The sequence below is a fragment of the Actinomadura sp. NPDC048021 genome (assembly GCF_040653135.1).
Taxonomy (GTDB): Bacteria; Actinomycetota; Actinomycetes; order Streptosporangiales; family Streptosporangiaceae; genus Spirillospora; species Spirillospora verrucosospora.
In genome coordinates, this window is the sequence record NZ_JBEZJQ010000024.1 from 17,399 (window position 1) to 40,736 (window position 23,338).

22 protein-coding genes and 2 riboswitches are annotated in these 23,338 nt (G+C 75.8%); of the genes, 9 read left to right on the top strand and 13 right to left on the bottom strand.

Going from position 1 to position 23,338, the window contains the following annotated elements; genetic code table 11:
* Positions 1-53: 53 nt before the first annotated feature.
* From cbiE to AB0C87_RS31950, 3 genes are read left to right on the top strand one after another with little or no spacing between them, the layout of a single operon-like run.
* Positions 54-1,271, top strand: a complete 1,218-nt coding sequence (cbiE, locus tag AB0C87_RS31940; protein ID WP_345186822.1) for a precorrin-6y C5,15-methyltransferase (decarboxylating) subunit CbiE — start codon at positions 54-56, stop codon at positions 1,269-1,271.
* On the top strand, positions 1,268-2,023 hold the full coding sequence (gene cobM / locus AB0C87_RS31945; protein WP_345186820.1) for a precorrin-4 C(11)-methyltransferase: 756 nt from the start codon (positions 1,268-1,270) through the stop codon (positions 2,021-2,023). Before cbiE ends, cobM begins: the two co-directional genes overlap by 4 nt.
* On the top strand, positions 2,008-2,730 hold the full coding sequence (locus AB0C87_RS31950; RefSeq protein WP_345186818.1) for a cobalt-precorrin-6A reductase: 723 nt from the start codon (positions 2,008-2,010) through the stop codon (positions 2,728-2,730). Before cobM ends, AB0C87_RS31950 begins: the two co-directional genes overlap by 16 nt.
* Here AB0C87_RS31950 and AB0C87_RS31955 read toward each other — a convergent pair.
* Genes AB0C87_RS31955 through AB0C87_RS31965 form a run of 3 tightly spaced genes read right to left on the bottom strand, consistent with a single transcriptional unit; the run spans position 2,721 to position 5,919 of the window.
* Positions 2,721-4,208 (bottom strand): precorrin-2 C(20)-methyltransferase, encoded by a 1,488-nt coding sequence (locus AB0C87_RS31955; protein ID WP_345186816.1) that lies wholly within the window; start codon positions 4,206-4,208, stop codon positions 2,721-2,723. The two genes, AB0C87_RS31950 and AB0C87_RS31955, sit on opposite strands and share 10 nt — an antisense overlap.
* A complete protein-coding gene (locus tag AB0C87_RS31960) occupies positions 4,208-4,828 on the bottom strand; it encodes a precorrin-8X methylmutase (RefSeq protein WP_345186813.1) in 621 nt (206 codons plus the stop codon). The genes AB0C87_RS31955 and AB0C87_RS31960 overlap by 1 nt, the downstream gene beginning before the upstream one ends.
* Positions 4,825-5,919, bottom strand: coding sequence for a precorrin-3B synthase (locus AB0C87_RS31965; RefSeq protein ID WP_345186810.1), 1,095 nt, complete (start codon positions 5,917-5,919; stop codon positions 4,825-4,827). Before AB0C87_RS31965 ends, AB0C87_RS31960 begins: the two co-directional genes overlap by 4 nt.
* A 71-nt stretch (positions 5,920-5,990) precedes the next feature.
* Positions 5,991-6,114: riboswitch (cobalamin riboswitch) on the top strand.
* Between the two features lie 53 nt (positions 6,115-6,167).
* On the opposite strand from AB0C87_RS31965, the gene cobN reads away from it, so the two are divergent.
* Positions 6,168-9,764, top strand: a complete 3,597-nt coding sequence (gene cobN / locus AB0C87_RS31970; RefSeq protein WP_360580917.1) for a cobaltochelatase subunit CobN — start codon at positions 6,168-6,170, stop codon at positions 9,762-9,764.
* On the opposite strand, the gene AB0C87_RS31975 is transcribed toward cobN, so the two are convergent.
* Genes AB0C87_RS31975 through AB0C87_RS32000 form a run of 6 tightly spaced genes read right to left on the bottom strand, consistent with a single transcriptional unit; the run spans position 9,719 to position 15,291 of the window.
* Positions 9,719-11,050, bottom strand: a complete 1,332-nt coding sequence (locus AB0C87_RS31975) for a cobyrinate a,c-diamide synthase (RefSeq protein WP_360580919.1) — start codon at positions 11,048-11,050, stop codon at positions 9,719-9,721. The genes cobN and AB0C87_RS31975 overlap by 46 nt on opposite strands.
* On the bottom strand, positions 11,047-11,649 hold the full coding sequence (gene cobO, locus AB0C87_RS31980; RefSeq protein WP_353835783.1) for a cob(I)yrinic acid a,c-diamide adenosyltransferase: 603 nt from the start codon (positions 11,647-11,649) through the stop codon (positions 11,047-11,049). The genes AB0C87_RS31975 and cobO overlap by 4 nt, the downstream gene beginning before the upstream one ends.
* A 1-nt stretch (position 11,650) precedes the next feature.
* Positions 11,651-13,747: a VWA domain-containing protein gene (locus tag AB0C87_RS31985; protein WP_360580922.1), complete on the bottom strand. Its 2,097-nt coding sequence runs from the start codon at positions 13,745-13,747 to the stop codon at positions 11,651-11,653.
* Entirely contained in the window at positions 13,744-14,280 is a 537-nt protein-coding gene (locus AB0C87_RS31990; RefSeq protein ID WP_360580923.1) for a histidine phosphatase family protein, read from the bottom strand. The genes AB0C87_RS31985 and AB0C87_RS31990 overlap by 4 nt, the downstream gene beginning before the upstream one ends.
* Positions 14,281-14,299: 19 nt before the next feature.
* Positions 14,300-15,097 (bottom strand): CbtA family protein, encoded by a 798-nt coding sequence (locus AB0C87_RS31995; protein ID WP_345183679.1) that lies wholly within the window; start codon positions 15,095-15,097, stop codon positions 14,300-14,302.
* Between the two features lie 8 nt (positions 15,098-15,105).
* A complete protein-coding gene (locus AB0C87_RS32000; protein ID WP_179835852.1) occupies positions 15,106-15,291 on the bottom strand; it encodes a CbtB-domain containing protein in 186 nt (61 codons plus the stop codon).
* A gap of 59 nt (positions 15,292-15,350) precedes the next feature.
* A riboswitch (cobalamin riboswitch) is annotated at positions 15,351-15,411 on the bottom strand.
* A 225-nt stretch (positions 15,412-15,636) separates the two neighbouring features.
* Here AB0C87_RS32000 and AB0C87_RS32005 point away from each other — a divergent pair.
* Together AB0C87_RS32005 and AB0C87_RS32010 are read left to right on the top strand one after the other, a co-directional pair.
* Entirely contained in the window at positions 15,637-16,548 is a 912-nt protein-coding gene (locus tag AB0C87_RS32005; protein WP_353833382.1) for a class I SAM-dependent methyltransferase, read from the top strand.
* 45 nt (positions 16,549-16,593) lie between these two features.
* Positions 16,594-17,439 (top strand): LLM class F420-dependent oxidoreductase, encoded by an 846-nt coding sequence (locus AB0C87_RS32010; RefSeq protein ID WP_345183684.1) that lies wholly within the window; start codon positions 16,594-16,596, stop codon positions 17,437-17,439.
* Between the two features lie 93 nt (positions 17,440-17,532).
* On the opposite strand, the gene AB0C87_RS32015 is transcribed toward AB0C87_RS32010, so the two are convergent.
* Positions 17,533-18,321, bottom strand: coding sequence for an SAM-dependent methyltransferase (locus AB0C87_RS32015; protein ID WP_345183824.1), 789 nt, complete (start codon positions 18,319-18,321; stop codon positions 17,533-17,535).
* Positions 18,322-18,450: 129 nt separating this feature from the next.
* On the opposite strand from AB0C87_RS32015, the gene AB0C87_RS32020 reads away from it, so the two are divergent.
* Both AB0C87_RS32020 and AB0C87_RS32025 read left to right on the top strand, forming a co-directional pair.
* Positions 18,451-19,782, top strand: coding sequence for a cytochrome P450 (locus AB0C87_RS32020; RefSeq protein WP_345183686.1), 1,332 nt, complete (start codon positions 18,451-18,453; stop codon positions 19,780-19,782).
* Between the two features lie 25 nt (positions 19,783-19,807).
* Complete coding sequence (locus AB0C87_RS32025; protein ID WP_345183688.1) at positions 19,808-20,347, top strand: YciI family protein; 540 nt, start codon at positions 19,808-19,810, stop codon at positions 20,345-20,347.
* A 24-nt stretch (positions 20,348-20,371) separates the two neighbouring features.
* On the opposite strand, the gene lexA is transcribed toward AB0C87_RS32025, so the two are convergent.
* The 3 genes from lexA to AB0C87_RS32040 form a co-directional block, all read right to left on the bottom strand.
* Entirely contained in the window at positions 20,372-21,034 is a 663-nt protein-coding gene (lexA, locus tag AB0C87_RS32030) for a transcriptional repressor LexA (protein WP_360580927.1), read from the bottom strand.
* Between the two features lie 82 nt (positions 21,035-21,116).
* The gene (locus AB0C87_RS32035; protein ID WP_353833380.1) at positions 21,117-21,782 is read right to left on the bottom strand and encodes a DJ-1/PfpI family protein; all 666 of its coding nucleotides are present in this window, start codon (positions 21,780-21,782) and stop codon (positions 21,117-21,119) included.
* A gap of 9 nt (positions 21,783-21,791) precedes the next feature.
* The gene (locus AB0C87_RS32040; RefSeq protein ID WP_360580929.1) at positions 21,792-22,217 is read right to left on the bottom strand and encodes an LPXTG cell wall anchor domain-containing protein; all 426 of its coding nucleotides are present in this window, start codon (positions 22,215-22,217) and stop codon (positions 21,792-21,794) included.
* A 123-nt stretch (positions 22,218-22,340) separates the two neighbouring features.
* Here AB0C87_RS32040 and AB0C87_RS32045 point away from each other — a divergent pair, with 123 nt between their 5' ends.
* Entirely contained in the window at positions 22,341-23,306 is a 966-nt protein-coding gene (locus AB0C87_RS32045) for a helix-turn-helix domain-containing protein (RefSeq protein ID WP_345183696.1), read from the top strand.
* The last annotated feature ends 32 nt before the right edge of the window (positions 23,307-23,338 follow it).

Genomic DNA, 23,338 nt, shown 5'->3' on the forward strand with positions numbered 1-23,338 from the left:
TGGCCAAGTGTGCCAGTTGTAGACTTGGCGCCGCATTTCGCTCAAGGAGGCCAGTGGACGCGCGTGTCATCACCGTCGTGGGCGTCGGAGCCGACGGGTGGGACGGCCTCGCGGAGGACTCCCGCGCGGCGCTGCGGGCGGCGGACGTGCTGCTCGGGGGCGCCCGGCACCTCGCCCTCGTCCCGGACGGCCCCGCCGAGCGCGTGCCCTGGCCGTCCCCGCTGCTCCCCGCTCTGCCCGGCCTGATCGAGCGGTACGCGGGGCGGTCGGTCGCCGTCCTCGCGAGCGGCGACCCCATGTTCTACGGGATCGGCTCCACGCTCGCCGAGCTGGTCGGCCCGCGGCGCCTGCGGGTGCTGCCGCACCCGTCGTCGGCGTCGCTGGCGTGCGCGCGCCTCGGCTGGCCGCTGGAGCGGGTGGAGGTCGTCAGCCTCGTCGGGCGCCCGGCGGAGACGCTGAACGCCGTCGTCGCCCCCGGCCGCCGCGTGCTGGTCCTCGGCGCGGGGCGGCAGGCCCCGGCGGTCGTGGCGGCGCTGCTCACCGGGCGCGGTTTCGGCCCCAGCCGGATGACCGTCCTGTGCGACCTCGGCGCGGAGAGCGAGACGGTCGCGCACGGCGTCGCGTCCCACTGGACGGACCCGGCCGCCTCGGCGCTCGCGGTGGTGGCCGTCGAGTGCGCGCCGGGCCCGGACGCCGCCCCGCTGCCGCGTGTCGCCGGGCTGCCCGACGACGCCTTCGAGCACGACGGGCAGATCACCAAGCGGGAGGTCCGGGCGGTGACGCTGTCGCGCCTCGGGCCGCTGCCCGGCGAGCTGCTGTGGGACGTGGGCGCCGGGTCCGGCAGCGTCGCGATCGAGTGGGCGCGGGCGCACCCGTCGTGCGCGGCGGTCGCGGTCGAGAGCCGCCCGGAGCGCGCGGAGCGGATCGGCCGCAACGCCGGGGCCCTCGGGGTGCCCGGCGTCCGCGTCGTGGCGGGCCGCGCGCCGGACGCGCTGGAGGGCCTCCCGCCGCCCGACGCCGTCTTCGTCGGCGGCGGGCTCACCGTCCCCGGCCTGCTGGAACGCTGCTGGGACGCGCTCCGGCCCGGCGGGCGCCTCGTCGCCAACGCCGTCACCCTCGAATCGGAGGCCAAAGTGGTCGAGCTCCGCCGGACCCACGGCGGCGAGCTGGTTCGCCTCGGCGTCGAGCGCGCCGCCCCGCTCGGCGGGTTCACCGGCTGGCGCCCCGCCATGCCCGTCACCGTCTGGACGACGCGGAAGGACACCCTGTGACGGTCCACTTCGTCGGCGCGGGCCCCGGCGCCGCCGACCTCATCACCGTGCGCGGCCTGAGGATCCTGGAGTCCTCACCCGTCTGCCTGTACGCGGGGTCGCTGGTGCCGGCCGAACTGCTGGAGGCGTGCCCGCCCGGCGCCCGGCTCGTCGACACCGCGAACATGACGCTGGACGAGATCGTCGCCGAGCTGACCGCCGCCCACCAAGGCGGCCTGGACGTCGCGCGGCTGCACTCGGGCGACCCGTCGGTGTTCAGCGCGGTCGCCGAGCAGATGCGCCGCCTCGACGCGGCGGGCGTGCCGTACGAGGTCGTCCCCGGCGTTCCCGCGTTCGCGGCCGCGGCGGCCTCGCTCGGCCGGGAGCTGACCGTCCCCGGCGTCGGCCAGACCGTGATCCTGACCCGCACGGCCGTGCGGGCCACCCCGATGCCGGACGGCGAGGACCTCGCCACCCTCGGCGCGAGCGGCGCCACGATGGTGCTGCACCTGGCCGTCCAGCGCATCGAGGAGGTCGCCGCCGAGCTGCTGCCCCGCTACGGCGCGGACTGCCCGGTCGCCGTCGTCGCCCGCGCCAGCCGCCCGGACGAGCTGGTCCTGCGCGGCACCCTCGCCGACATCGCCGCCCGGGTGCGCGAGGCCGGGGTGCGGCGCACCGCGGTGATCGTCGTCGGCCGCGTCCTCACCGCGTCGGCGTTCCCCGACAGCCACCTCTACAGCGCCGGCCGGGACCGGGCGTGCGGCGCGTCCTGATCCTCGGCGGGACGGCGGAGGCCCGCGCGCTCGCGGCCCGGCTGACCGGCGTGCACGTCGTCTCCTCGCTCGCCGGGAGGGTGTCGGACCCGCGCCTGCCCGCCGGCGAGGTCCACATCGGCGGGTTCGGCGGCGCCGAAGGGCTCGCCGCGTGGCTGCGGGAGCACCGGATCGACCGCCTCGTCGACGCGACCCACCCGTTCGCGGAGCGGATGAGCGCCTCCGCCGCGCACGCGTCGCGGCTGACGGGCGTGCCCCTGCTCGCGCTGCGCCGCCCCGGCTGGGACGAGGAGGACGGTGACGACTGGCGGCGCGTCCCGTCCCTGCCGGACGCCGCCGCCGCGCTGCCGGACGGCGCCCGCGCGTTCCTCACCACCGGCCGCCGCAGCCTTCCGGTGTTCGCCGCGCGGACCGATGTGTGGTTCCTCGCCCGGTCGGTGGACCCTCCGGAGCCGCCCGTCCCGCCCCACGTGCACGTCCTGCTGGCGCGCGGCCCCTACACCGTGGACGGCGAGCGCGCCCTGATCCGCGAGCACCGCCTGGACGTGCTGGTCACCAAGGACAGCGGCGGCGCGATGACCCGCGCGAAGCTCACCGCCGCCCGCGAGGCCGGGCTGCCGGTCGTGATGGTCGACCGCCCGGCCCTTCCCGAGGGCGTCGCGGCGGCCGCCGACGTGGCGGCCGCCGCGGCCTGGGCTCAGGGGTAGCGGCGCGGGGTGAAGACCACGCCCCGCTCGGTCACCCGGGTGGCGGACGACCCGACGATGAGCAGGCAGCGCATGTCGACCCGGGCGGGGTCCAGCTCGCCGAGCGTCGTCACCGTCACGCTCTCCTCCGGCCCGCCGACGTCCCGCCCGACGACCACCGGGGTCTCGGGGGAGCGGTGCTTGAGCAGCAGCTCGCGCGCCGCCGGGAGCTGGTGCCTGCGCCGGCTCGACGAGGGGTTGTAGAGGGCCAGGACCAGGTCGGCCTCGGCGGCGGCGGCGAGCCGCCGCTCCACCACGTCCCACGGCTTGAGGATGTCCGACAGCGACAGGACGCAGAAGTCGTGCCCGAGGGGCGCGCCGGCCCGGGCGGCCACGGCCTGCGCCGCCGTCAGCCCCGGCACGACCCGCACCGGCACGTCCGCGAACTCGTCCTCCGCCGCCGCCTCCAGGACGGCCGTGGCCATCGCGAACACGCCGGGATCGCCGGACGAGACGACGGCCACCCGGGCCCCGTCCCGCGCGAGCGCCAGCGCGTGCCGGGCCCGGTCGGCCTCCACCCGGTTGCCGGACCCGTGCCGCCGCTGCCTCGGGTTCGGCGGCACCCGGTCCAGGTAGGGGCCGTAGCCGACGAGGTCGGTCGCGGACGCCAGGACGTCCTGCGCCTCCGGCGTCAGCCACGGCCGGCCCGCCGGTCCGAGCCCGACGACCCACACCCCGCCGGCCCCCTCAGGCCGCGCCGGGGGAGGCGCGGCGAACGAGCGCTCCGCCGGGCTCGTCAGCAGCGCGAGCGCCATGTAGGGAACGTCCGCCGGATCGACGTCGGCGAGCGGGAGGACCCGCTGCCGGTCGGTGGCGGCCCGCTCGACGTACCAGCCGTCGCCGAGCCGCCCCGCGTCCTCGAACGCCTGCCTGACCTTGGGGAACGTCCGGCCGAGCTTGAGGACGGCCGCCGCGTCCGCGCTGCGCAGCCGCTCGGCGAGCTCCTCGCCGGCCAGCGTCCCGGGCAGGACGGTCAGCGTCTCCTCCCGCTCCACCAGCGGTCGCCCCGCCGCCGCGGACGCGGCGCTCAGCGACGTCACGCCCGGCACCACCTCGGCCGGGTAGTGCGGCGCGAGCCGCTTGTGCAGGTGCATGTACGACCCGTAGAACAGGGGGTCGCCCTCGCTGAGCACCACGACCGTCCGCCCCGCGTCGAGGTGCGCGGCGAGGCGGGCGGCGCAGTCGGCGTAGAAGTCCTCCAGCGCCCCCTGGTAGCCACCGGGATGGTCGGTGGTCTCCGTCGTCACCGGGTAGACGAGCTGCTCCTCGATCCGCCCGTCCCGCAGGTACGGCTCGGCGACGGTCCGGGCGATGCTGCGGCCGTGCCGCGCGCAGTGGAAGGCCACCACGTCGGCCTCGCCGATCAGCCGCGCCGCCTTCACCGTGACCAGCTCGGGGTCGCCGGGCCCGACGCCCACGCCGAACAGCCGTCCCGCCATCACTCCGCCTCACTGGCGATGGCGTTGACCGCCGCCGCCGTCATCGCGCTGCCGCCGCGCCGCCCGCGGACCACCAGATGGTCCAGGCCGCTCGCGGCGAGCGCCTCCTTGGACTCGGCCGCCCCGATGAACCCGACCGGGATCCCGAGGACCGCCGCCGGGCGCGGCGCGCCCTCCTCCACCAGCTCCAGCAGCCGGAACAGCGCGGTCGGCGCGTTGCCGATCGCGACGACCGCGCCGCCGAGCCGGTCGCGCCACAGCTCCAGCGCCGCCGCGCTGCGCGTGGTGCCGAGCCGCCCGGCCAGCTCCGGCACGCCCGGCTCGCCGAGCGTGCACACGACCTCGTTGCCGGCGGGCAGCCGCGCGCGGGTCACGCCGGAGGCGACCATCCGCGCGTCGCACAGCACCGGCGCGCCCGCCAGCAGCGCCGCCCGCGCCCGCGCCACGACCCCCGGCGACCAGGCCAGGTCCTTGACCAGATCGGTCATGCCGCAGGCGTGGATCATGCGGACCGCGACCCGCGCCACGTCGTCCGGCAGTCCCGACAGGTCGGCCTCCGCGCGGATCGTCGCGAACGACCGCCGGTAGATCTCGGCGCCGTCCCGGACGTAATCGATCACTGCTGTCCCTCCGCCGTCCTCAGCTCGACCGGGCCGCGGGGCATCCCGCAGCGCCGCTCGCATCCCGTCCAGTGGACGGGGGTCTCGGGCGCGCGGCCCAGGCCGTCCACGAAGCGCCGCGCCTCGGCCTGCACGTCGCCGCGCGACTTCGCGCATCCCGGGCTCCCGGTGCAGGCCGTCACGCCCACCCAGGGCGACGCGGGATCGGTCGCGAACCCCGCCGCCGCGAGCTCCGCCGCCGCGCGGCGCGCCTCGTCCCGCTCCAGGTCGCGCACCACCACGCTGCGCCACGGCGTCACCCGCACCTCGTCCGCGACTCCGGCGAGCGCCTCGGCCTGCGCGCCCGACAGCCGGCCCAGCGGAGGCACGGCCTCCAGCGCGGCGAGCCCGTCCCGCTGCGCGAGGATCCCGGCGTGCGGCGGCGCGGGATCCGGGCGCGGCGGCGTCTCCGCCACGGCCGCGCCCAGCCGCTCGGCGACGAGCCGCGCGCCGTCCGGCACCTCCGCGAGCCGCCAGGCGTCGCCCCTGACCTCCAGGAACGCCTCCGCCGCCGCGAGCAGCGCCGCGACGGGATCGCCGGGGACGGGCCCGAGCCGCGTCCCGGCCAGCCGCAGGCCGCCGGGGGTGTGGGCCGCGTCGGCGTCCAGCGCGGCCGTGTCGCCGGTGCCGTCGTCGAGCGCGAACAGGAACCGCCCCGGCAGCCGGGCCAGCTCCGCACGCGCGCAGAGCGCCTCGTCCAGCGCCGTGACCAGCGGATCCGTGGCGAGGGCGCCGCGCGGGCCGCGCCCGCCGAGCGGGGACGCGACGATGTTGCGCACCCGCTCGTGGGTCGCCGACGGAAGCAGCCCGGCGGCCTCCAGCCGGGCCGCGAGCGCTCCGGTGTCGCGGACGCCGCGCACCTGGAGGTTGCCGCGGGACGTGAGTTCGATCACGTCCCGCCCCAGCTCGCGGGCGGCGGCGCCGAGCACCGCGAGCTGCGCGGCGGACACCGCGCCGCCCGGGACGCGGACGCGCGCCAGCGGCCCGTCGGCGGCGTCGTGGGTGCGCAGCGCCCCGGGGCACGCGTCGGGACGGGCTCTGACATTCGGCACGGGGAGGATGTTAACCACAGTTTGCAGGGCGACCGCGCTGCCGTACTCTTCTGCTCAGACGATGGCAATGGGAGGAAGCCGGTGCGAATCCGGCGCGGTCCCGCCACTGTGACCGGGGAGCGAACCCCGCTGTAGGCCACTGTCCGCGAGGACGGGAAGGCCGGGGCGAGCGTCGATCCGGGAGCCAGGAGACTCCTGCCGTCGCGACACCCGCGACCGGGGCGAGGACCCCAGGGGGAGGATGCGCCGTGCCCGAGCACAGCCGCACGGTCCTGTTGCTGTCGACGTCCGACACCGATCTGCTGAGCGCCCGAGCGTCCGGCGCCGCCTACCGGCTCGGCAACCCCGCGCGGCTCACCGCCGCCGACCTGCCCGGGCTGACCGAGGGCGCCGACCTCGTCGTGGTGCGGCTGCTCGGCGGCCGCCGCGCCTGGGAGGACGGTCTCGACGCGCTCCTCGCGGGCCCCCGGCCGGTCGTCGTCCTCGGCGGCGAGCAGGCCCCCGACGCCGAGCTGATGGAGCTGTCCACGGTCAGCGGCGGCGTGTGCGCCGAGGCGCACGCCTACCTCGCGCACGGCGGCCCCGCCAACCTCGCCGAGCTGCACGCGTTCCTGTCCGACACCGTGCTGCTGACGGGGCGCGGCTTCGCGCCGCCGGCCGCGACGCCGACCTGGGGACGGCTCGACCGCGCCGCCCGCGACGGCGGCGGGCCCGTGGTCGGCGTGCTCTACTACCGCGCTCACCACATGGCGGGCAACACCGCGTTCGTGGAGGCGCTCTGCGCCGCCGTGGAGGACGCCGGCGGGCGCGCCATGCCGGTGTTCTGCTCGTCGCTGCGCACCGCCGAGCCCGAGCTGCTGGACACGCTCCGCCAGGCGGACGCGCTGGTGGTGACGGTGCTCGCGGCGGGCGGGTCGCGGCCCGCGACGGCCGGGGCGGGCGGCGACGACGAGGCGTGGGACGTGGGCGCGCTCGCCGCGCTGGACGTCCCGATCCTGCAGGGCCTCTGCCTCACCACGAGCCGGTCCGACTGGGAGGGGAGCGACGACGGGCTGTCCCCGCTGGACGCGGCGTCGCAGGTCGCGATCCCCGAGTTCGACGGGCGGATCATCACCGTCCCGTTCTCGTTCAAGGAGGTCGACGAGGACGGGCTCACCGTCTACGCCGCCGACTCCGAACGGGCGGCCCGGGTCGCCGGGATCGCGGTCCGGCACGGCCGCCTGCGGCACACCCCGGCCGCCGGGCGCCGCCTCGTGGTGATGCTGTCGGCGTACCCGACCAAGCACGCCCGCGTCGGGAACGCCGTCGGTCTCGACACCCCGGCGAGCACCGTCCGGCTGCTCGCCCGGCTCCGCGACGCGGGGTACGACCTGGGCGAGGGCTTCCCCGGCGTCGACGAGCAGGACGGCGACGCGCTCGTCCACGCGCTCATCGCGGCGGGCGGCCAGGACGAGGACTGGCTCACCGAGGAGCAGCTCGCGGGCAACCCCGTCCGCATCTCCGCCGCGTCCTACGAGCGCTGGTACCGCACCCTGCCCGCCGACCTGCGCGAGGGGATGGAGCGGCACTGGGGCCCGCCGCCCGGCGAGCTGTTCGTCCAGGGCGGCGACATCGTCCTCGCCGCCCTGCGCGCCGGCAACCTCGTCGTGATGGTGCAGCCGCCGCGCGGCTTCGGGCAGAACCCCATCGCGATCTACCACGACCCCGACCTGCCGCCCAGCCACCACTACCTGGCCGCGTACCGGTGGCTGTCGGACGAGTTCGGCGCGCACGCGATCGTCCACGTCGGCAAGCACGGCAACCTGGAGTGGCTGCCCGGCAAGGCGGCGGGGATGTCGGCGTCGTGCGGCACCGACGCGGCGCTCGGCGACGTCCCGCTGGTCTACCCGTTCCTCGTCAACGACCCCGGCGAGGGCACGCAGGCCAAGCGCCGCGCGCACGCCGTCCTCGTCGACCACATGGTCCCGCCGATGGCCCGCGCCGAGACCTACGGCGACATCGCCCGCCTCGAACAGCTCCTGGACGAGCACGCGACGATCGCCGCGATGGACCCGGCGAAGCTGCCCGCGATCCGCGCCCAGATCTGGACCCTCATCCAGGCCGCCAAGCTCGACCACGACCTCGGCCTGGACGACCGCCCGCACGACACCGAGTTCGACGACTTCCTCCTGCACGTCGACGGCTGGCTGTGCGAGGTGAAGGACGCGCAGATCCGCGACGGCCTGCACGTCCTCGGCCAGGCGCCCGCCGGCCCGGTCCGCGTCGACCTGGTGCTGGCCATGCTCCGCGCCCGCCAGATGTGGTCGGGGCGCGAGACGCTGCCCGGCCTGCGGGAGGCGCTCGGGCTCAGCGAGGCCGGCGGCGAGGCGCTCGCCGACGTGGACGCCGCCGAGGCCGCCGCCCGCGCCCTCGTCCAGGCCATGGAGGACGCCGGCTGGGCCGTGGACGCGGCGCGCGAGGCCGCCCGGGACGTTCCGGCGGAGCGCCGCGAGGCGGTGACGCGGGTCCTGGAGTTCGCCGCCGCCGAGATCGTCCCGCGCCTGGCCCGGACGACCGACGAGCTCGACCACGTCCTGCACGCCCTGGACGGCGGCTACGTCCCGGCGGGCCCGAGCGGGTCGCCGCTGCGCGGCCTCGTCAACGTCCTGCCGACCGGCCGCAACTTCTACTCGGTCGACCCGCGCGCCGTCCCGAGCCGCCTCGCCTGGGAGACCGGGCAGGCGATGGCGGACTCGCTCCTGGAGCGCTACCGCGCCGACCACGGGGAGTGGCCGCGCTCGGTCGGGCTGTCGGTGTGGGGGACGAGCGCGATGCGCACGGCGGGCGACGACGTCGCCGAGGTCCTCGCGCTGCTCGGCGTCCGCCCGGCCTGGGACGAGGCGTCCCGCCGCGTCACGGCGCTGGAGCCGGTCCCGCTCGCCGAGCTCGGCCGGCCGCGCATCGACGTGACCGTCCGCATCAGCGGCTTCTTCCGGGACGCGTTCCCGCACGTCGTCGCCATGCTGGACGACGCCGTCCGGCTCGTCGCCGGGCTGGACGAGCCCGACGCCGACAACCACGTCCGCGCCCACGTGCGGGCCGACCGGGAGCGGCACGGCGACGAGCGGCGCGCCACGATGCGCGTGTTCGGGTCCGCGCCCGGCGCGTACGGGGCCGGGCTGCTGCCGCTCATCGACAGCCGCAACTGGCGCGACGACGCCGACCTCGCCGAGGTGTACGCGGTGTGGGGCGGCCACGCCTACGGCCGCGACCTCGACGGGGTGCCCGCCCGCGCCGACATGGAGAGCGCCTACCGGCGCATCGCCGTCGCCGCCAAGAACGTCGACACCCGCGAGCACGACATCGCCGACTCCGACGACTACTTCCAGTACCACGGCGGCATGATCGCCACCGTCCGCGCGCTGACCGGCAGGGCGCCGGAGGCCTACGTCGGCGACAGCACCCGCCCGGACGCCGTGCGCACCCGCACCCTCTCGGAGGAGACCGCGCGGATCTTCCGGGCCCGCGTCGTGAACCCGCAGTGGCTCGCCGCCATGCGCCGGCACGGCTACAAGGGCGCGTTCGAGCTGGCGGCGACCGTGGACTACCTGTTCGGCTACGACGCCACCACGGGCGTCATGGCCGACTGGATGTACGACAGGCTCACCGCCGCCTACGTCCTGGACGAGGAGAACCGCGCGTTCATGGCGCAGTCGAACCCGTGGGCGCTGCACGGCATCGCCGAGCGGCTGCTGGAGGCGGCCGAGCGCGGCATGTGGGAGCACCCCGACCCGGCGGTCCTCCAGGGCCTCCAGGAGGTCTACCTCAAGACGGAGGGCGACCTGGAGGACGACACCAGCCGCTGAGCCGCCTCCGGCGACCCCGCCCAGTGCAGGTGCAGGTAGGAGGCGGTGATCCGGTCGTCGCCGTACCCGTCGCGGCCGTCGCGCCACCGGAACAGCGGCTCGGCGCCGGTGTCCAGCGCGGTCCGGTGGAACTCGTGGCCGCGGAACCGCTCGCCCGGACGGGTCAGCGGCGACTCGGCCACCGCGACCGCCTCCCGGTAGCCGAGCGCCAGCCGGGACGTCATCCGCGCGCGGCCCGGCACCCGCCCGCACATCGCCCGGCCGTCGAGTTCCTCGCACAGGTAGAGGAGCCCGGCGCACTCGGCGGCGATCGGGCCGCGGAACGCCGCGACCTCGGCGAGCATCGGCGCGTTGGCTGCCAGCTCGGCGGCGTGGACCTCCGGGAAGCCGCCGCCGATGACGAGCGCGCCCGCCCCGTCCGGCAGGGCCTTGTCCCGCAGCGGGTCGAAGACGGCCACGTCGGCGCCCGCCGCGCGCAGCAGCTCCACGTGCTCGGCGTAGGAGAAGGTGAACGCCGCCCCGCCCGCGACCGCGACGACCGGCCCGCCCTCGACCGGGACGACCTGCTCGGACGGGTCCCACGCGGGCCCCGGCAGCGGGGGAGCGGCGGCCGCCAGGCGGAGCAGGGCGTCCAGGTCGCAGGAGCGCTCCACGAGCGCGCCGAGCCGCTCCACCGCGCCGACGGCCTCCGCGCCCCGCTCGGCCGCCGGGACCAGCCCGAGGTGCCGGGACGGGGTCACGACCGCGTCGTCCCGCCGGATCGCGCCGAGCACCGGCACGCCCGTCGCCTCCAGCGCGCCGCGGCACAGCTCCTCGTGCCGCTCCGAGCCGACCCGGTTGAGCACGACGCCGCCGATCCGCACGCCCGGCTCGAACGTCGCGAAACCGTGCACGAGCGCCGCCACCGACCGGCTCTGCCGCGCGGCGTCCACGACCAGCACCACCGGCGCCGCGAGCAGTCGCGCGACGTGCGCCGTGGAGGCGAACCCGGTGTCGCCCTTCCCGTCGAACAGGCCCATCACGCCCTCGACCACCGCCACGTCGCAGCCGGCGGCGCCGTGCAGGAACAGCGGCGCGATCCGCTCCTCGCCCGCGAGCCACGGGTCCAGGTTGCGGCCGGGCCGTCCCGCCGCCAGCGCGTGGTAGCCGGGGTCGATGTAGTCGGGGCCGACCTTGTGCGGCGACACGGCGAGGCCGCGCGCCCGCAGCGCCGCGATCAGGCCGGCCGCCACGGTCGTCTTGCCGCTGCCGGACGCCGGCGCGGCGACGACCAGCCGGGGGATCACCACTCGATGCCCCGCTGCCCCTTCTGCCCGGCGTCCATCGGATGCCGGACCTTGCCCATCTCCGTCACCAGGTCGGCGGCCTCGACCAGCCGGCCGGGCGCGTCCCGCCCGGTGACGACGACGTGCTGGGTCCCGGGACGCGCGGCGAGGGTCTCGACCACGTCGTCCAGGTCGAGCCAGCCCCACTTGAGCGGATAGGTGAACTCGTCGAGCACATAGAAACGGTACGTCTCGGCGGCCAGGTCCCGCTTGATCTGCGCCCAGCCCTCGCGGGCGTCGGCCGCGTGGTCCTCCTCGCTGCCGGGGCGCTGGATCCATGACCAGCCCTCGCCCATCTTGTGCCAGGCGACCGGGCCGCCCTCGCCGCTCTCGCCGAGCACGCGCAGCGCCCGCTCCTCGCCGATCCGCCACTTGGCCGACTTCACGAACTGGAACACCCCGACCGGCCAGCCCTGGTTCCAGGCCCGCAGCGCCATCCCGAACGCCGCCGTCGACTTCCCCTTCCCGGGACCGGTGTGGACGATCAGCAGGGGCCGGTTGCGGCGCTGCCGGGTGGTGAGGCCGTCGTCGGGGACGGACACGGGCTTTCCCTGGGGCATCTCAAGCCGCCTTTCCCTTTTCGCGCCCGCGGTGGGCGCGGACGATGCCGTCGAGGTCGCCGAGCGGGACGAGCTGCGCCCCGAGCCGGGCCGCGAGCCGTCCCGCGAGGCCGAGCCGGACCGGGCCGTCCTCGCAGTCCACGACGATCCCGGCGGTGCCCGCCAGCAGCCCGGCGGCCCGGTCCACGTCGCCCCCCGCGGTCGCCCGCCCGTCGGTGACGACCACGAGCAGCGGGCGGCGCGCCGGGTCGCGCAGCCGCTCGGCGCGCAGCACCTCGGCGGCGCGCGCGAGCCCGGCGGCCAGCGGCGTGCGGCCCCCGGTCGGCAGGGCCCGCAGCCGCGCCGCGCCCGCCTCGACCGACGACGTCGGCGGCAGCACGAGCTCGGCGGTGCGCCCCCGGAAGGTGACCAGGCCGACCTTGTCGCGGCGCTGGTAGGCGTCCAGCAGCAGGCTGAGGACGGCCGTCTTCACCGTCGTCATGCGGCGGCGGGCGGCCATCGAGCCGCTGGCGTCCACGACGAACAGCACCAGGTTCCCCTCGCGGCCCTCGCGGACCGCCTCCCGCAGATCGTCCGGGCGCAGCACGAGGCCGGCGCCGGACCGGCCGCGCGCCCGCTGCCGCGGCGCGGCGGCCAGCAGCGTCGCCACCACGTGGGGGTCGCGGACCTTCGCGGCCGGGCGCCGCGCCCCGGTGACCCGGCCCCGCGCCGTCCGCGACCGCGACCGCCGTCCCGCGGTGCCCTCGCCGACGCCCGGAACCTCCAGCAGCGGCACGGCGTGCGGCGCGGCGACCGCAGCGACCCGCTCCCCACCCCCGCCGGCGGACCGCTCGTCCCGCGACGAACCCGCGTCCTGCGCCGGGCCCGCGTTCTGCGACAGGCCCGCGTCCTCTGACGGGGCCGTGTTCTGCTCCGAACCCGTGTTCCGTTCGGGGGCCGCGTCCTGCGACGGACCCGCGTCGTGCGACGAGCCCGCGTTCCGCTCGGGGCTCGCGTCCTGGGACGTGGCAGGGTCCTGCGGCGCTCCGTCCTGCGGCGGGGACGGGAGCCGGCCGCCCCCTCCGCCGTCCGGGGGAGGATCGTCGAGGGACGTGCGGTCGAGCAGCTCGTCGAGCAGCGCCTCGTCCAGTCCGGGGGCGTCGAACGGGTCGCGGCGGCGCCGGTGCGGCAGCGACAGGCGGGCCGCCGCGCGCACGTCCTCGTCGGCCACCGCGCCGCGCCCGTGCCAGGCGGCGTGCGCGAGCGCGGCGTTGGCCGTGACCAGGTCGGCGCGCAGTCCGTCGACCTCGAAGCCCGCGCACACGGCCGCGATCTGCTCCAGCCGCTCGTCCGGCAGCCGGACCCCGGCGAGCCTGTCCCGCGCGGCCGAGATGCGCTCCGCCAGCTCCGCCTCGGCGTCCGCCCAGCGCGCGGCGAACGCGGCGGGGTCCGCCTCGAACGCCAGCCGCCGCCGCACGACCTCGGCCCGCTCCTTCGGATCCCGCGACGCCCGCACCTCGACCGTCAGCCCGAAGCGGTCGAGGAGCTGGGGACGCAGCTCGCCCTCCTCCGGGTTCATCGTCCCGACCAGCAGGAACCGGGCCGCGTGCCGCACCGACACCGACTCGCGCTCCACGTAGCAGGTGCCGAGCGCGGCGGCGTCCAGCAGGAGGTCGACCAGATGGTCGTGCAGGAGGTTCACCTCGTCCACGTACAGGACGCCGCGGTGCGCCGCCGCGAGCAGCCCCGGCTCGAAGGCCTTGACGCCCTCGGTCAGGGCCCGCTCGACGTCCAGCGACCCCGCGAGCCGGTCCTCCGAGGCGCCCACCGGCAGCTCCACCAGCGCGGACGGCCGCCGCTCGGACGGGCCGCCCGGCTCGTGGGGGCCGTCCGGGCAGGACGGGTCGGGCGCCGCCGGGTCGCAGGCGAACCGGCAGCCCGGCACCGTGTCCACGGCGGGGAGCTGCGCGGCCAGGGCCCGGACGATCGTCGACTTGGCGGTGCCCTTCTCGCCGCGCACCAGCACGCCCCCGACCCGCGGCGAGACGGCGTTGAGCAGCAGCGCCAGCTTCAGATCGTCCAGCCCGACGACGGCGCTGAACGGGTAGGCGGTGTTCACACCTGGACCTTCCGGTTGACATGGGCGACCCGCCAGCCGCTCCCGGCGGCGGTGAGCCTCGTGGTGGACAGCGGCGCGAGGTCGATCCGGTCGGCCGCGAGGACGCCGGCGCCGAGCGCGTGGGCGAGGGCCGCCCGGATCACGCCCGCGTCGCAGACGGCGACGCCGGACGGGCGGCCACCGAGCCACGCCGCGACCCGTGCCGCGAGCGCGGACCGGCTCTCGCCGCCGTGGGGCGCGGCGTCCGGGTCGGTCAGCCAGGCGGCCAGCGCGTCCGGATCGGCGTCCGCGAGGCGGAGCCCCGCCCAGGAGCCGTGGTCGGCCTCGGCGAGCGCCGCGACGGGGCGGGCGTCGAGGCCGAGCGCGGCGCAGGTCTCCCGGGCGGCGCGGGCGGGCGACGTCCACACCGCCCCGTCCGGTAGCGCCCCGGCCAGGGCCCTCGCCCTCGCCAGGCCGGACGGGTCCGCGGCGGGGTCGGCGGGGAAGCGGGCTTGCCGCATCCCCGCCGACGTCGCGTGCCGGACGAACAGCACGCCGGTCAGGGCGGCCCGCTCACGCCGGCGCCGGGGCCCGGGCGGCCCGGTCGCAGAACCACCCGAACAGGGTCCCGAAGCACGCCCAGAACACCAGCTGCGTCCCGAGCGAGGTGATGCGGAACTGCCACAGCAGCGTGGCGGGGAACCCGTCCGGCACCTCGTCCACGGTCGGCAGCAGCACCGACGCCACCGCCACCGGGACGACGAACGCGAGGACGGCCGCCGGCCAGCGCGCCCACGGCCCGCCGCGCACGCCGCGCGCCGTGGTCACCGCGATGGCGGTGGAGAGCAGCCCGACCCCGATCATCGCCAGGTACAGCAGGGTGCGGGTGTTGATCGTCTCCGGGTCGCCCACCGCGGGCGGGTTCGCCGGATACTTCAGGAACGGCACGACGATGACGGCGGCGAAGGCCGTCCCGGCCGCGGCGAGCGCCAGCGCGGCGTCCGAGCGCGGCCCGACGCGCCCCCGCAGCCCCGCGAAGGCGAGCGCGAACACGCCGCCCACCGCGAGGCCGTAGAGACCCGTGGCGAGGAAGAGCCCGGCCTTCTGCGTGCCCCGGCCCACCTCCTCGCCGTGCTCGTGTGTTCCGGACTCCTGTTCGTGTGTTCCGGACTCGTGCCCGTGTGCTGCCACGTGCCCGCGTGGCGCGGACTCGGGCTCGGCGGCCGCGCCGTGCTCGTGCACGGCGGCGGCCTTCTCCAGGGCGATCGCTTCGTCGATGCGGGGTTCGCCGACCGCGAAGGCGAAGGCGCCCGCGACGAGACCGGCCAGCAGGCCCAGAAGAAGGCCCCTGACCAGCAGGGTGCGTACCACGCGGCGGTCTAGTGGCAGGGCACGCCGAGCAGGTGCCGCCCGTCGTGCATCAGCTCGTGGAGGTAGCCGCCGGTCTGCGACACGGCGCCGTTGTCCATCAGGACGAGGTAGCCGAGGAGCAGCAGCGCGGGCACCGCGAGCAGCCAGGGAACGAGGTGGGAAAGGGGAATGTGGCGAGCCGACAGCGTGCTCACGGAGCCTCCGTAGGGGATCTTGCGCGTCCCGGACAATGAGGTCGCGATCACCCGAGCGACCTGGCTCCCGGGATCGTCGTCCCGGATACAGTGGCGCGTCCGCACCGGCATCTCACCGGATTTCCCTCGGGCAACCGTGAATCAGCCGAACCGTACGGGCCCGCCGATCGCCCTGTCAACAGCGCGGCCCCGCCCCCGCCTCGCCCGTTGAACCGGATACACGGCCAGCAAGGGGCCGAAATCCGGCTTTGTTGCCATGAAGAGCGACTCACCTATCATGGCGATTTTCGTCCCCCGTCCCCGTCCCCCGCCGCCCCGAGAACGACCGACGTTGGAGCTCCCCACGTGATCACCCAAGAGACCGGCCCGCCCTCCTCCCTCGACGACGTCAAGGGGTGGTTCCCGAAGATCGACCAGCTGCTCTTCACCTGGTTCCTGGAACGCCAGGAGAGGCTCGGCCAGCGCGGCGACCTGGTGGAGCTCGGCTCCTACCTCGGCAAGAGCGCCATCCTGATGGGCCGCCACCTGCGGGAGGGCGAGACCTTCACCGTGTGCGACCTGTTCGACACCGACGCCCCCGACGACTCCAACCAGGCGGAGATGCGGGGCTCCTACTCCACCCTGACCCGCCGGGCGTTCGAGTCGAACTACCGCGCCTTCCACGACCGGCTCCCGGAGATCGTCCAGGGCCCGACCTCGCTGATCCTGGACCACGTCCAGCCGGAGACCTGCCGCTTCGTGCACGTGGACGCGTCCCACCTGTACGAGCACGTGCAGGCCGACATCCGCGCCGCGCACGTGCTGCTCCCGGCCGGGGGCCTCATCGTCTGCGACGACTACCGGTCCGAGCACACTCCCGGGGTCTCCGCCGCGGTGTGGGAGTCGGTGGCCACCGACGGTCTGCGCCCGATCTGCGTCACCACGCAGAAGCTCTACGGCACCTGGGGCGACGCCGACGCGGTCCAGGATGACCTCCTGGACTGGCTGGCGGCGCGGGACGACGCCTGGCACGAGGTCCAGCAGGTCGCCGGGCGCCGGCTCGTCCGCGTCAAGGGCATGGGGGCGACGCGCCCGCCGAACGAGGCCGGCCGGCTGAAGGAGCGGCTCGCGCGGGCGGAGAAGCGGCTCGCCAAGGCGGAGGACAGGCTGGCCCGCGCGCGCGGCGAGCTGGAGGCCGTCCGCGGCTCGGTCAGCTTCAGGCTGGGGCGGGCGGCCACCGCCCTCCCGCGCGCCCTGCGCGGCGGCCGCCGGCCCTAGCCCCGCCCTCGGCACCTCGATAGAACGCGTTCTAGTATCGGCGGCATGCGACACGGCATCGTGCTCTTCACCAGTGACCGGGGCATCACGCCCGCCGCCGCCGCGCAGGCCGCCGAGGAGAACGGGTTCCACACCTTCTACGTGCCCGAGCACACCCACATCCCGGTCCGGCGCGACGCCGCGCACCCCGGGACGGGCGACGAGACACTGCCCGACGACCGCTACACGCGGACGCTCGACCCCTGGGTCGCGCTGGCGTCCGCGGTCACCGTCACCTCGCGGATCCGGCTCGCGACGGCCGTCGCGCTACCGGTGGAGTCGGACCCGATCACGCTCGCCAAGACCGTCGCCTCGCTCGACCACCTGTCGGGCGGCCGGGTCACCATCGGCGCGGGGTTCGGCTGGAACACCGACGAGCTCGCCGACCACAACGTGCCCGCCGACCGGCGGCGGACGGTGCTGCGCGAGTACGTGGAGGCGATGCGGGCGCTCTGGACGCAGGAGCAGGCCTCCTACGCGGGGGAGTTCGTCTCCTTCGGGCCGTCCTGGGCGTGGCCCAAGCCGGTCCAGCCGCACGTCCCGCTGCTGATCGGCGCGGGCGGCGGACCGAAGACGCTCGCGTGGATCGCCGCCCACGCCGACGGCTGGATGACCACCCCGACCGAGCGCGACATCCTCCCCAAGGTCGCCGCCCTGCACGCGGCCTGGGCGGACGCGGGGCGCGCGGGCCGGCCGGAGGTCTGCGTCCTGGCCGCGGCACGCCCCTCGCCCGAGGACGTCGCCGCCTGGGAGGAGGCCGGGGTCACCGAGATCATGTGGGGGCTGCCGGACCGGCCCGCCGACGAGGTGGTCGCCTTCCTGGCCCGCCACGCCGCCCGCCTCGGCCTGTGACGCGGCCGGGCCGCGCGGTGCATTCGCGAGGGCCTTTAATGTGTTTTGTCTGACTCGTCCGAAATGCCGGAGACAATGGCGCGACCGTGCCGTTCAGAGCTTTCGGCCGACTCCCGCATAGCACCATTGGCGGTCCGCGCGGGGCGGCACGACCGTGCCCGCGTCGGGGCGCCACATCGACAGGGTGGTGAGGCCGGGCTCCACGAGCTCGAAACCGTCGAACAGGCGCGTGACCTCCGCGTGGCTGCGCAGGGTGATCTGGTACGTGGCCCGCTCGTACACGGCGCCCGCGTGCCGGACCCTCCTGTCGGCGTCGAAGTCGCCGGTCACGTGCGACACCGCCAGGTGGCTGCCGGGTGCCATCGCCTCGCGGAGCCGCGCCACGATCCCGGGCGGGTCGTCGCCGTCGCCGATGAAGTGCAGTACGGCCAGCATCAGCACGGCGACCGGCTGGTCGAAGTCGATGAGCCCCTTCAGCGCGGGGTTCGCCAGGATCTCGTCCGGACGGCGGGCGTCGCCCTGGATGACGGTCACCCCGGGCGTTCCCGCGAGCAGCGCCCGCCCGTGGACCAGCACGACCGGCTCGACGTCGACGTAGACGACGTGGGAGTCCGGCGCGACCTGGTGGGCGATCTCGTGCACGTTGCCCTGGGTGGGCAGACCCGAGCCGATGTCGATGAACTGCCGGATCCCGGACTCGGCGAGGAAGCGGACCGCGCGCCGCAGGAACGCGCGGTTCTGGCGCGCCATGAAGGGGGTGTCGGGAGCGTGCTTGACGACCTCCTCCACGGCCTCCCGGTCCGCGGCGTAGTTGTCCTTTCCGCCCAGAAGGTAGTCGTACATCCGCGGGACGTTCGGCGTGTGCGGATCGACGGTGTCCAGCGTCCTCTCCCCGGTTCGCGGCGACGCGACCTCCGGTCTGGGAAATGTCGCGAAGTTACCCGGGACATGTAAGCATTGCGATCAACTCGGAAACAACCGAAACGACGATGCCGACGCGGAGGACGCGAAATGCGAAGCGACGCCGGAACCCCATCGCCGATCCCCGGTCCCCCCGCGCGGGACGACGGCGCGGCGGCCATCGCGGAAGCCGGCGGGCTGCACGAGTACCAGCTGAGGCTGCACGCCGAGTACGGGCCGGTGGTGCGGTTCCCCCTGCCCGGCGCGGGGATGGCGGTGTCGGTGGCCGACCCGGTGCTGCTGGAGGCCACCGCGAAGATCAACAAGCGGCCGGAGAAGCTGTTCGAGTTCCTGGCGCCCCTCCAGGAGTCGGGCAACCTGCAGACGATCCCGGCCGACGAGCACGGCCCCTGGCGCCGGGTCATGCTGTCGGTGCTGGCCGGGCGCCCCTCCCACGAGGCGCACTTCGCCCGCTTCACCGCGCTCGCCGCCGAGCTGGCCGACCGGTGGGAGGCGCACGACGGCCCCGTCGCGCTCCAGCGGGACCTGAGCGAGCTGTCGCTGCGCATGATCTGCCAGTACGCGCTCGGCAGCGGCCTGGAGTCCCCGGACTCGGCCGCGCGGGTCGTCTCGGCGTTCGAGACCGTCCTCACCGAGTACATGGGGCAGGCGGGGGACGGGCCGGGGAGCCGCGCCCAGGAGGCCCTGGCCTACCTGCGCGCCACCGTCGACCAGGTGCTCACCGCGCACCGCGAGCAGGGCGGGACGGCGCCGGCCGGGCGCAGCGACCTGATCGCCGCGCTGGCGGAGGCGGGCGAGTCCCCGGCGCGCATCCGCGACACGGTCCTGATGACGATGCTCGCCGCCCACCACACCACCGGCGTCGCCATCTCCTGGACGCTGTACCTGCTGGCCCGGCACCCGGACGCCGCCGAGCGCGTCGCCGAGGAGCTGGACCGCGTGCTCGGCGACCGGTCCGTCCCCGAGTACGGCGACCTCAGGCGGCTGACCTACCTGGACATGGTGCTCAGGGAGACCATGCGCCTGTACCCGCCGGGACCCTACGGCGCGCGGGAGGCCACCGAGGACATCGTGCTCGGCGAGTACACCGTCCCGGCGGGGACGACCGTCTTCTACCCGTTCTGGGCCGTGCACACGAACCCCGACTACTGGCCCGACCCGCAGCGGTTCGACCCCGGCCGGTTCGCTCCGGAGGCGTCAGCGGGCCGCCCGCGCCTGGCCTACATCCCCTTCGGGATCGGCCCGCGCAGCTGCGAGGGCGCCGCGCTCGCGACGGTCGAGGCCCAGCTCGTCCTGGCCGTCCTGCTCAAGCGCTTCGCCTTCCGCCTGGCGCCCGGCCAGACGGTGGAGCCCATCGAACGCTTCGTCCTCTGGGCCGCCGAGGACATCCACATGACCGTCACCCCGCGCGAGACCGCCTGAGCTCGGCGGGTGGTAGAACAGCCGGATGGAGTTCTTCTGCTACCACCGTGACCGTGCAGGCTCGATCGGGCTCCGCGAGGAACTGGGGGAGCAGCACTGGTCCTACATGGACCGGTACGACAAGGAGCTGATCGCCCGGGGCCCCACCTTCGTCGGCGAGGTCCCCACCGGCAGCGTCCACATCGTGGACCTGCCCGACCCCGCCGCCGCCCGCGCGTTCGCCTTCGACGAGCCGAACTACCAGGCGGGCGCGTACCGGGACGTCATGGTGCGCCGGTGGCGCAACGCGCTGGGCCGCACGATGTGGGACTTCCCGGGCGGCCGGACCGGCGGCGACCGCTTCCTCGTCATCGGCCTGGGCGAGGGGGAGGGCGCCGACCTCGACGTCCCGGCGGACGACGACCTGATCGCCTACGGCCCCCTGCTCTCCGACGACGGCGAGGCCTGGCTCGGCACGGTCGCCCTTGTCCGCGCCGCGGACGCGGACGCGGCCCGGGCCGTCCTCACCCCGGACCGCTACGCCGCCGTCGAGGTCCACCAGTGGGAGTTCGGCGGACGCCGCTGACCTCGCCCGCCCGCGGCCGCGGGGTCAGACGTTGCGCAGGACCGACACGACGACGCCGAGGACGGCGGCCTCGTCGCCGTCGATGACGTCGTAGGCGGGGTTGCGGGGTTCGAGCAGGACGTGCCCGTCGCGGCGCCGGTAGACCTTCACGGTGGCCTCGCCGTCGATCATGGCGGCGACGATCTGGCCCGAGTGGGCCTCGGGCTGCCGGCGGACCACGACGATGTCGCCGTCGCAGATCGCCGCGTCGACCATGGAGTCGCCGCGCACGCGCAGGCCGAAGACGGTGCCGCGCCCGGTGAGCTCGCGGGGCAGCAGCAGCGTGTCGTCGGCGTGCTCCTCGGCCGGGATCGGCGTGCCGGCGGCGATGTCCCCGACCACGGGCACGGGCACCTGGCCGCCGCCGGGCTCCCGCGCCGGGCCCTCCCGCAGGAACGCGCGCACGTCGATCGGCCGGGCCACCGCGTCGCCGCGCCGCAGGAAGCCCTTGTCCTCCAGGTTCGCCAGGTGCCGCGACACCGACGACGGCGACCGCAGGCCCACGGCGTCGCCGATCTGGCGGGTGCTCGGCGCGTACCCGTACCTGACCGCCCAGTCGCGGATCATGGCCAGGATCCGCTGCTGGCGCGGGGGCAGCGCGGAGGCGTCCAGGTCCCCGAACGGGTCGAGATCACTGTAGGCGGTCACCCACGGAATTGTAGGGGCGCGGCGGCCGGCGGAGCGGCCGGACGCGCGGCGGCGGAGCGGCCGGGACGCGCGGCGGCGGCTCTCAGGAGCGCATCGCGGCCTCCAGCGCCGCCGTCTCGAACTCGGCGGCCAGTTCCACGACGTCCGCGGGCGCGCGCGACGGGGAGCCGGCGTCGAACGGAGGCCGCGGGTCGTACTCCGTCCAGAGTTGGACGGCCTGGGCGGTGCGCGTGTCGGTGAGGAAGTCCACCAGCCGCAGCGCCATGTCGATCCCGCTGGAGACGCCGGCTGCGGTCACGATGCGGGCCTCGCGCTCGACCACCACGCGCTCCTGGGCCGGGACGGCGCCGAACAGGGGGAGCTTGTCCAGGTGCCGGTAGTGGGTGGTCGCGCGCAGCCCGTCGATGAGGCCCGCCGCTCCGAGGACGAGGGAACCGGAGCACACCGAGGTCGTCCAGCGGGTGGTCGGATGGACCTCGCGCAACCAGGCGGGGAGGGCCCCATCGAGCACGTGCACGGTGCCGGGCCCGCCGGGGACGACCACCACGTCCGGGCGCGGCGCCTCGTCGAGCCCCACGGCGGTCAGCCGGAGGGTGCGGCAGTCGTCGAGCACCGGCCCGGCCTTCTCGGCGGCGAACACCACCCGCACGCCGGGGGTGAGGGCCAGCATCTGGTAAGGGCCGACGACGTCCAGGGCGGTGAAGCGGTCGTACAGCGGGACGACGACCGTGATCTCGGGAGTGGTCATGGCGGCGGCTCAGTGGCAGTACTCGCGGCGGCGCCGGAGCAGAACGGCGAGCATCGCGACCATCATCAGCACGTGCGCGGCCGTCATGAACGCCATCCCGCTCATGACGTCGGCCCACACGAGCGGGACCAGCACCGCCGGAACGTACATCGCGGCGCACATCTCCAGCGTGCAGGCCCGGCCGTGGCGGCGCAGCAGCATCCAGGCGGCCATGCCGACCGCCATGTCGGTGGCCATGAGCAGGTAGTGGGCGCCCGGATGCGCGTCGAACGCGACCGTGAGCCCGAGAAGCGCCCGGAGGCCGCCGAAGACGAGCATTCCGGCGAACATCGCGAGCACCATCTCGACGTAGTGCAGGGTGAGCCGCAGCCAGGGGGTGCGCGGGTGCGCGGCCGCCCCGGAATCGGGGTCCAGGGCGCGGGACGTGGTAGCCATGCCACCACTGTCGGCGCGCCGGGGCCCCTCCGCCAGTCCCGGACGCGGGCAGGTCCGAAAACTTGGGGTGGCCGTCTATCGGACATAGGTGATAGGTGTCGTCCCGCGCAATACCGTGGCGGCATGCACGAAATGCGTCGCGTCCTCGTGGTGGGCTACCCGGCGGCCGAACTGCTGGACATCGCCTGCGTCGTCTCGGCGCTCCAGGTGGCCAACTTCCTGAACGGGCGCGGCGTCTACGAGGTCTCCCTGGCCTCGCCGGGCGGCAGGCCGATCCACACCGGGACGGGTCTGACGCTTCAGGCGCAGCGGTCGCTGGAGCGCGCCGCCGGGCCGCTCGACACGCTGGTGGTGTCGGGGGGCATCGGCTTCGTCGACGCGATGGAGGACAGCCGGCTGGTCGCCCACGTGCGCAGGCTCGGCCTGGAGTCCCGCCGCGTGGCGTCGGTGTGCACCGGCGCCGGGGTCCTCGCCGCGGCCGGGCTCCTGGACGGACGGCGCGCGTCGACCCACTGGGAGCACGCCGACTTCCTGGCGCGCCGGTTCCCGGCCGTCGACTTCGACAGCGGGCCGATCTTCGTCTCCGACGGGAAGGTCTGCACGTCCGCCGGTGTGACCGCGGCCCTGGACCTCACCCTGTCGTTCATCGAGGCCGACGTGAGCCCCGACCTGGCCCGGAGCGTGTCGCGGCAGCTGGTGACGTACCTGCAGCGGCCCGGCAACCAGGCGCAGATGAGCATGTTCACCGCGCCCTCGGCGCGCAACTCGCTGGTCCAGGACGCCGTCGCGCACATCGCCGGGAACCCGGCGGCGGACCTGTCGACGGCGGCGCTGGCGGCCCGCGCGGGGGTGAGCCAGCGCCACCTGGCCCGCCTGTTCCTGGCCGAGCTCGGCATGACCCCGGGACGGTTCGTGCGCCGGGCGCGCGGCGAGGCGGCGGCGCACCTGCTGACCGGCACGGCGCTGACCGTGGAGACCATCGCGGCCCGCTGCGGCTTCGGCAGCGAGGAGGCGCTGCGCCAGGCGTTCCGCGGCCTGTACGGGGTCTCCCCGTCCCACTACCGCGCCACGCAGAGCACCACCCGGTGAGCCGGACGGGTTCGCTTCCGCGGTTTCGCGCG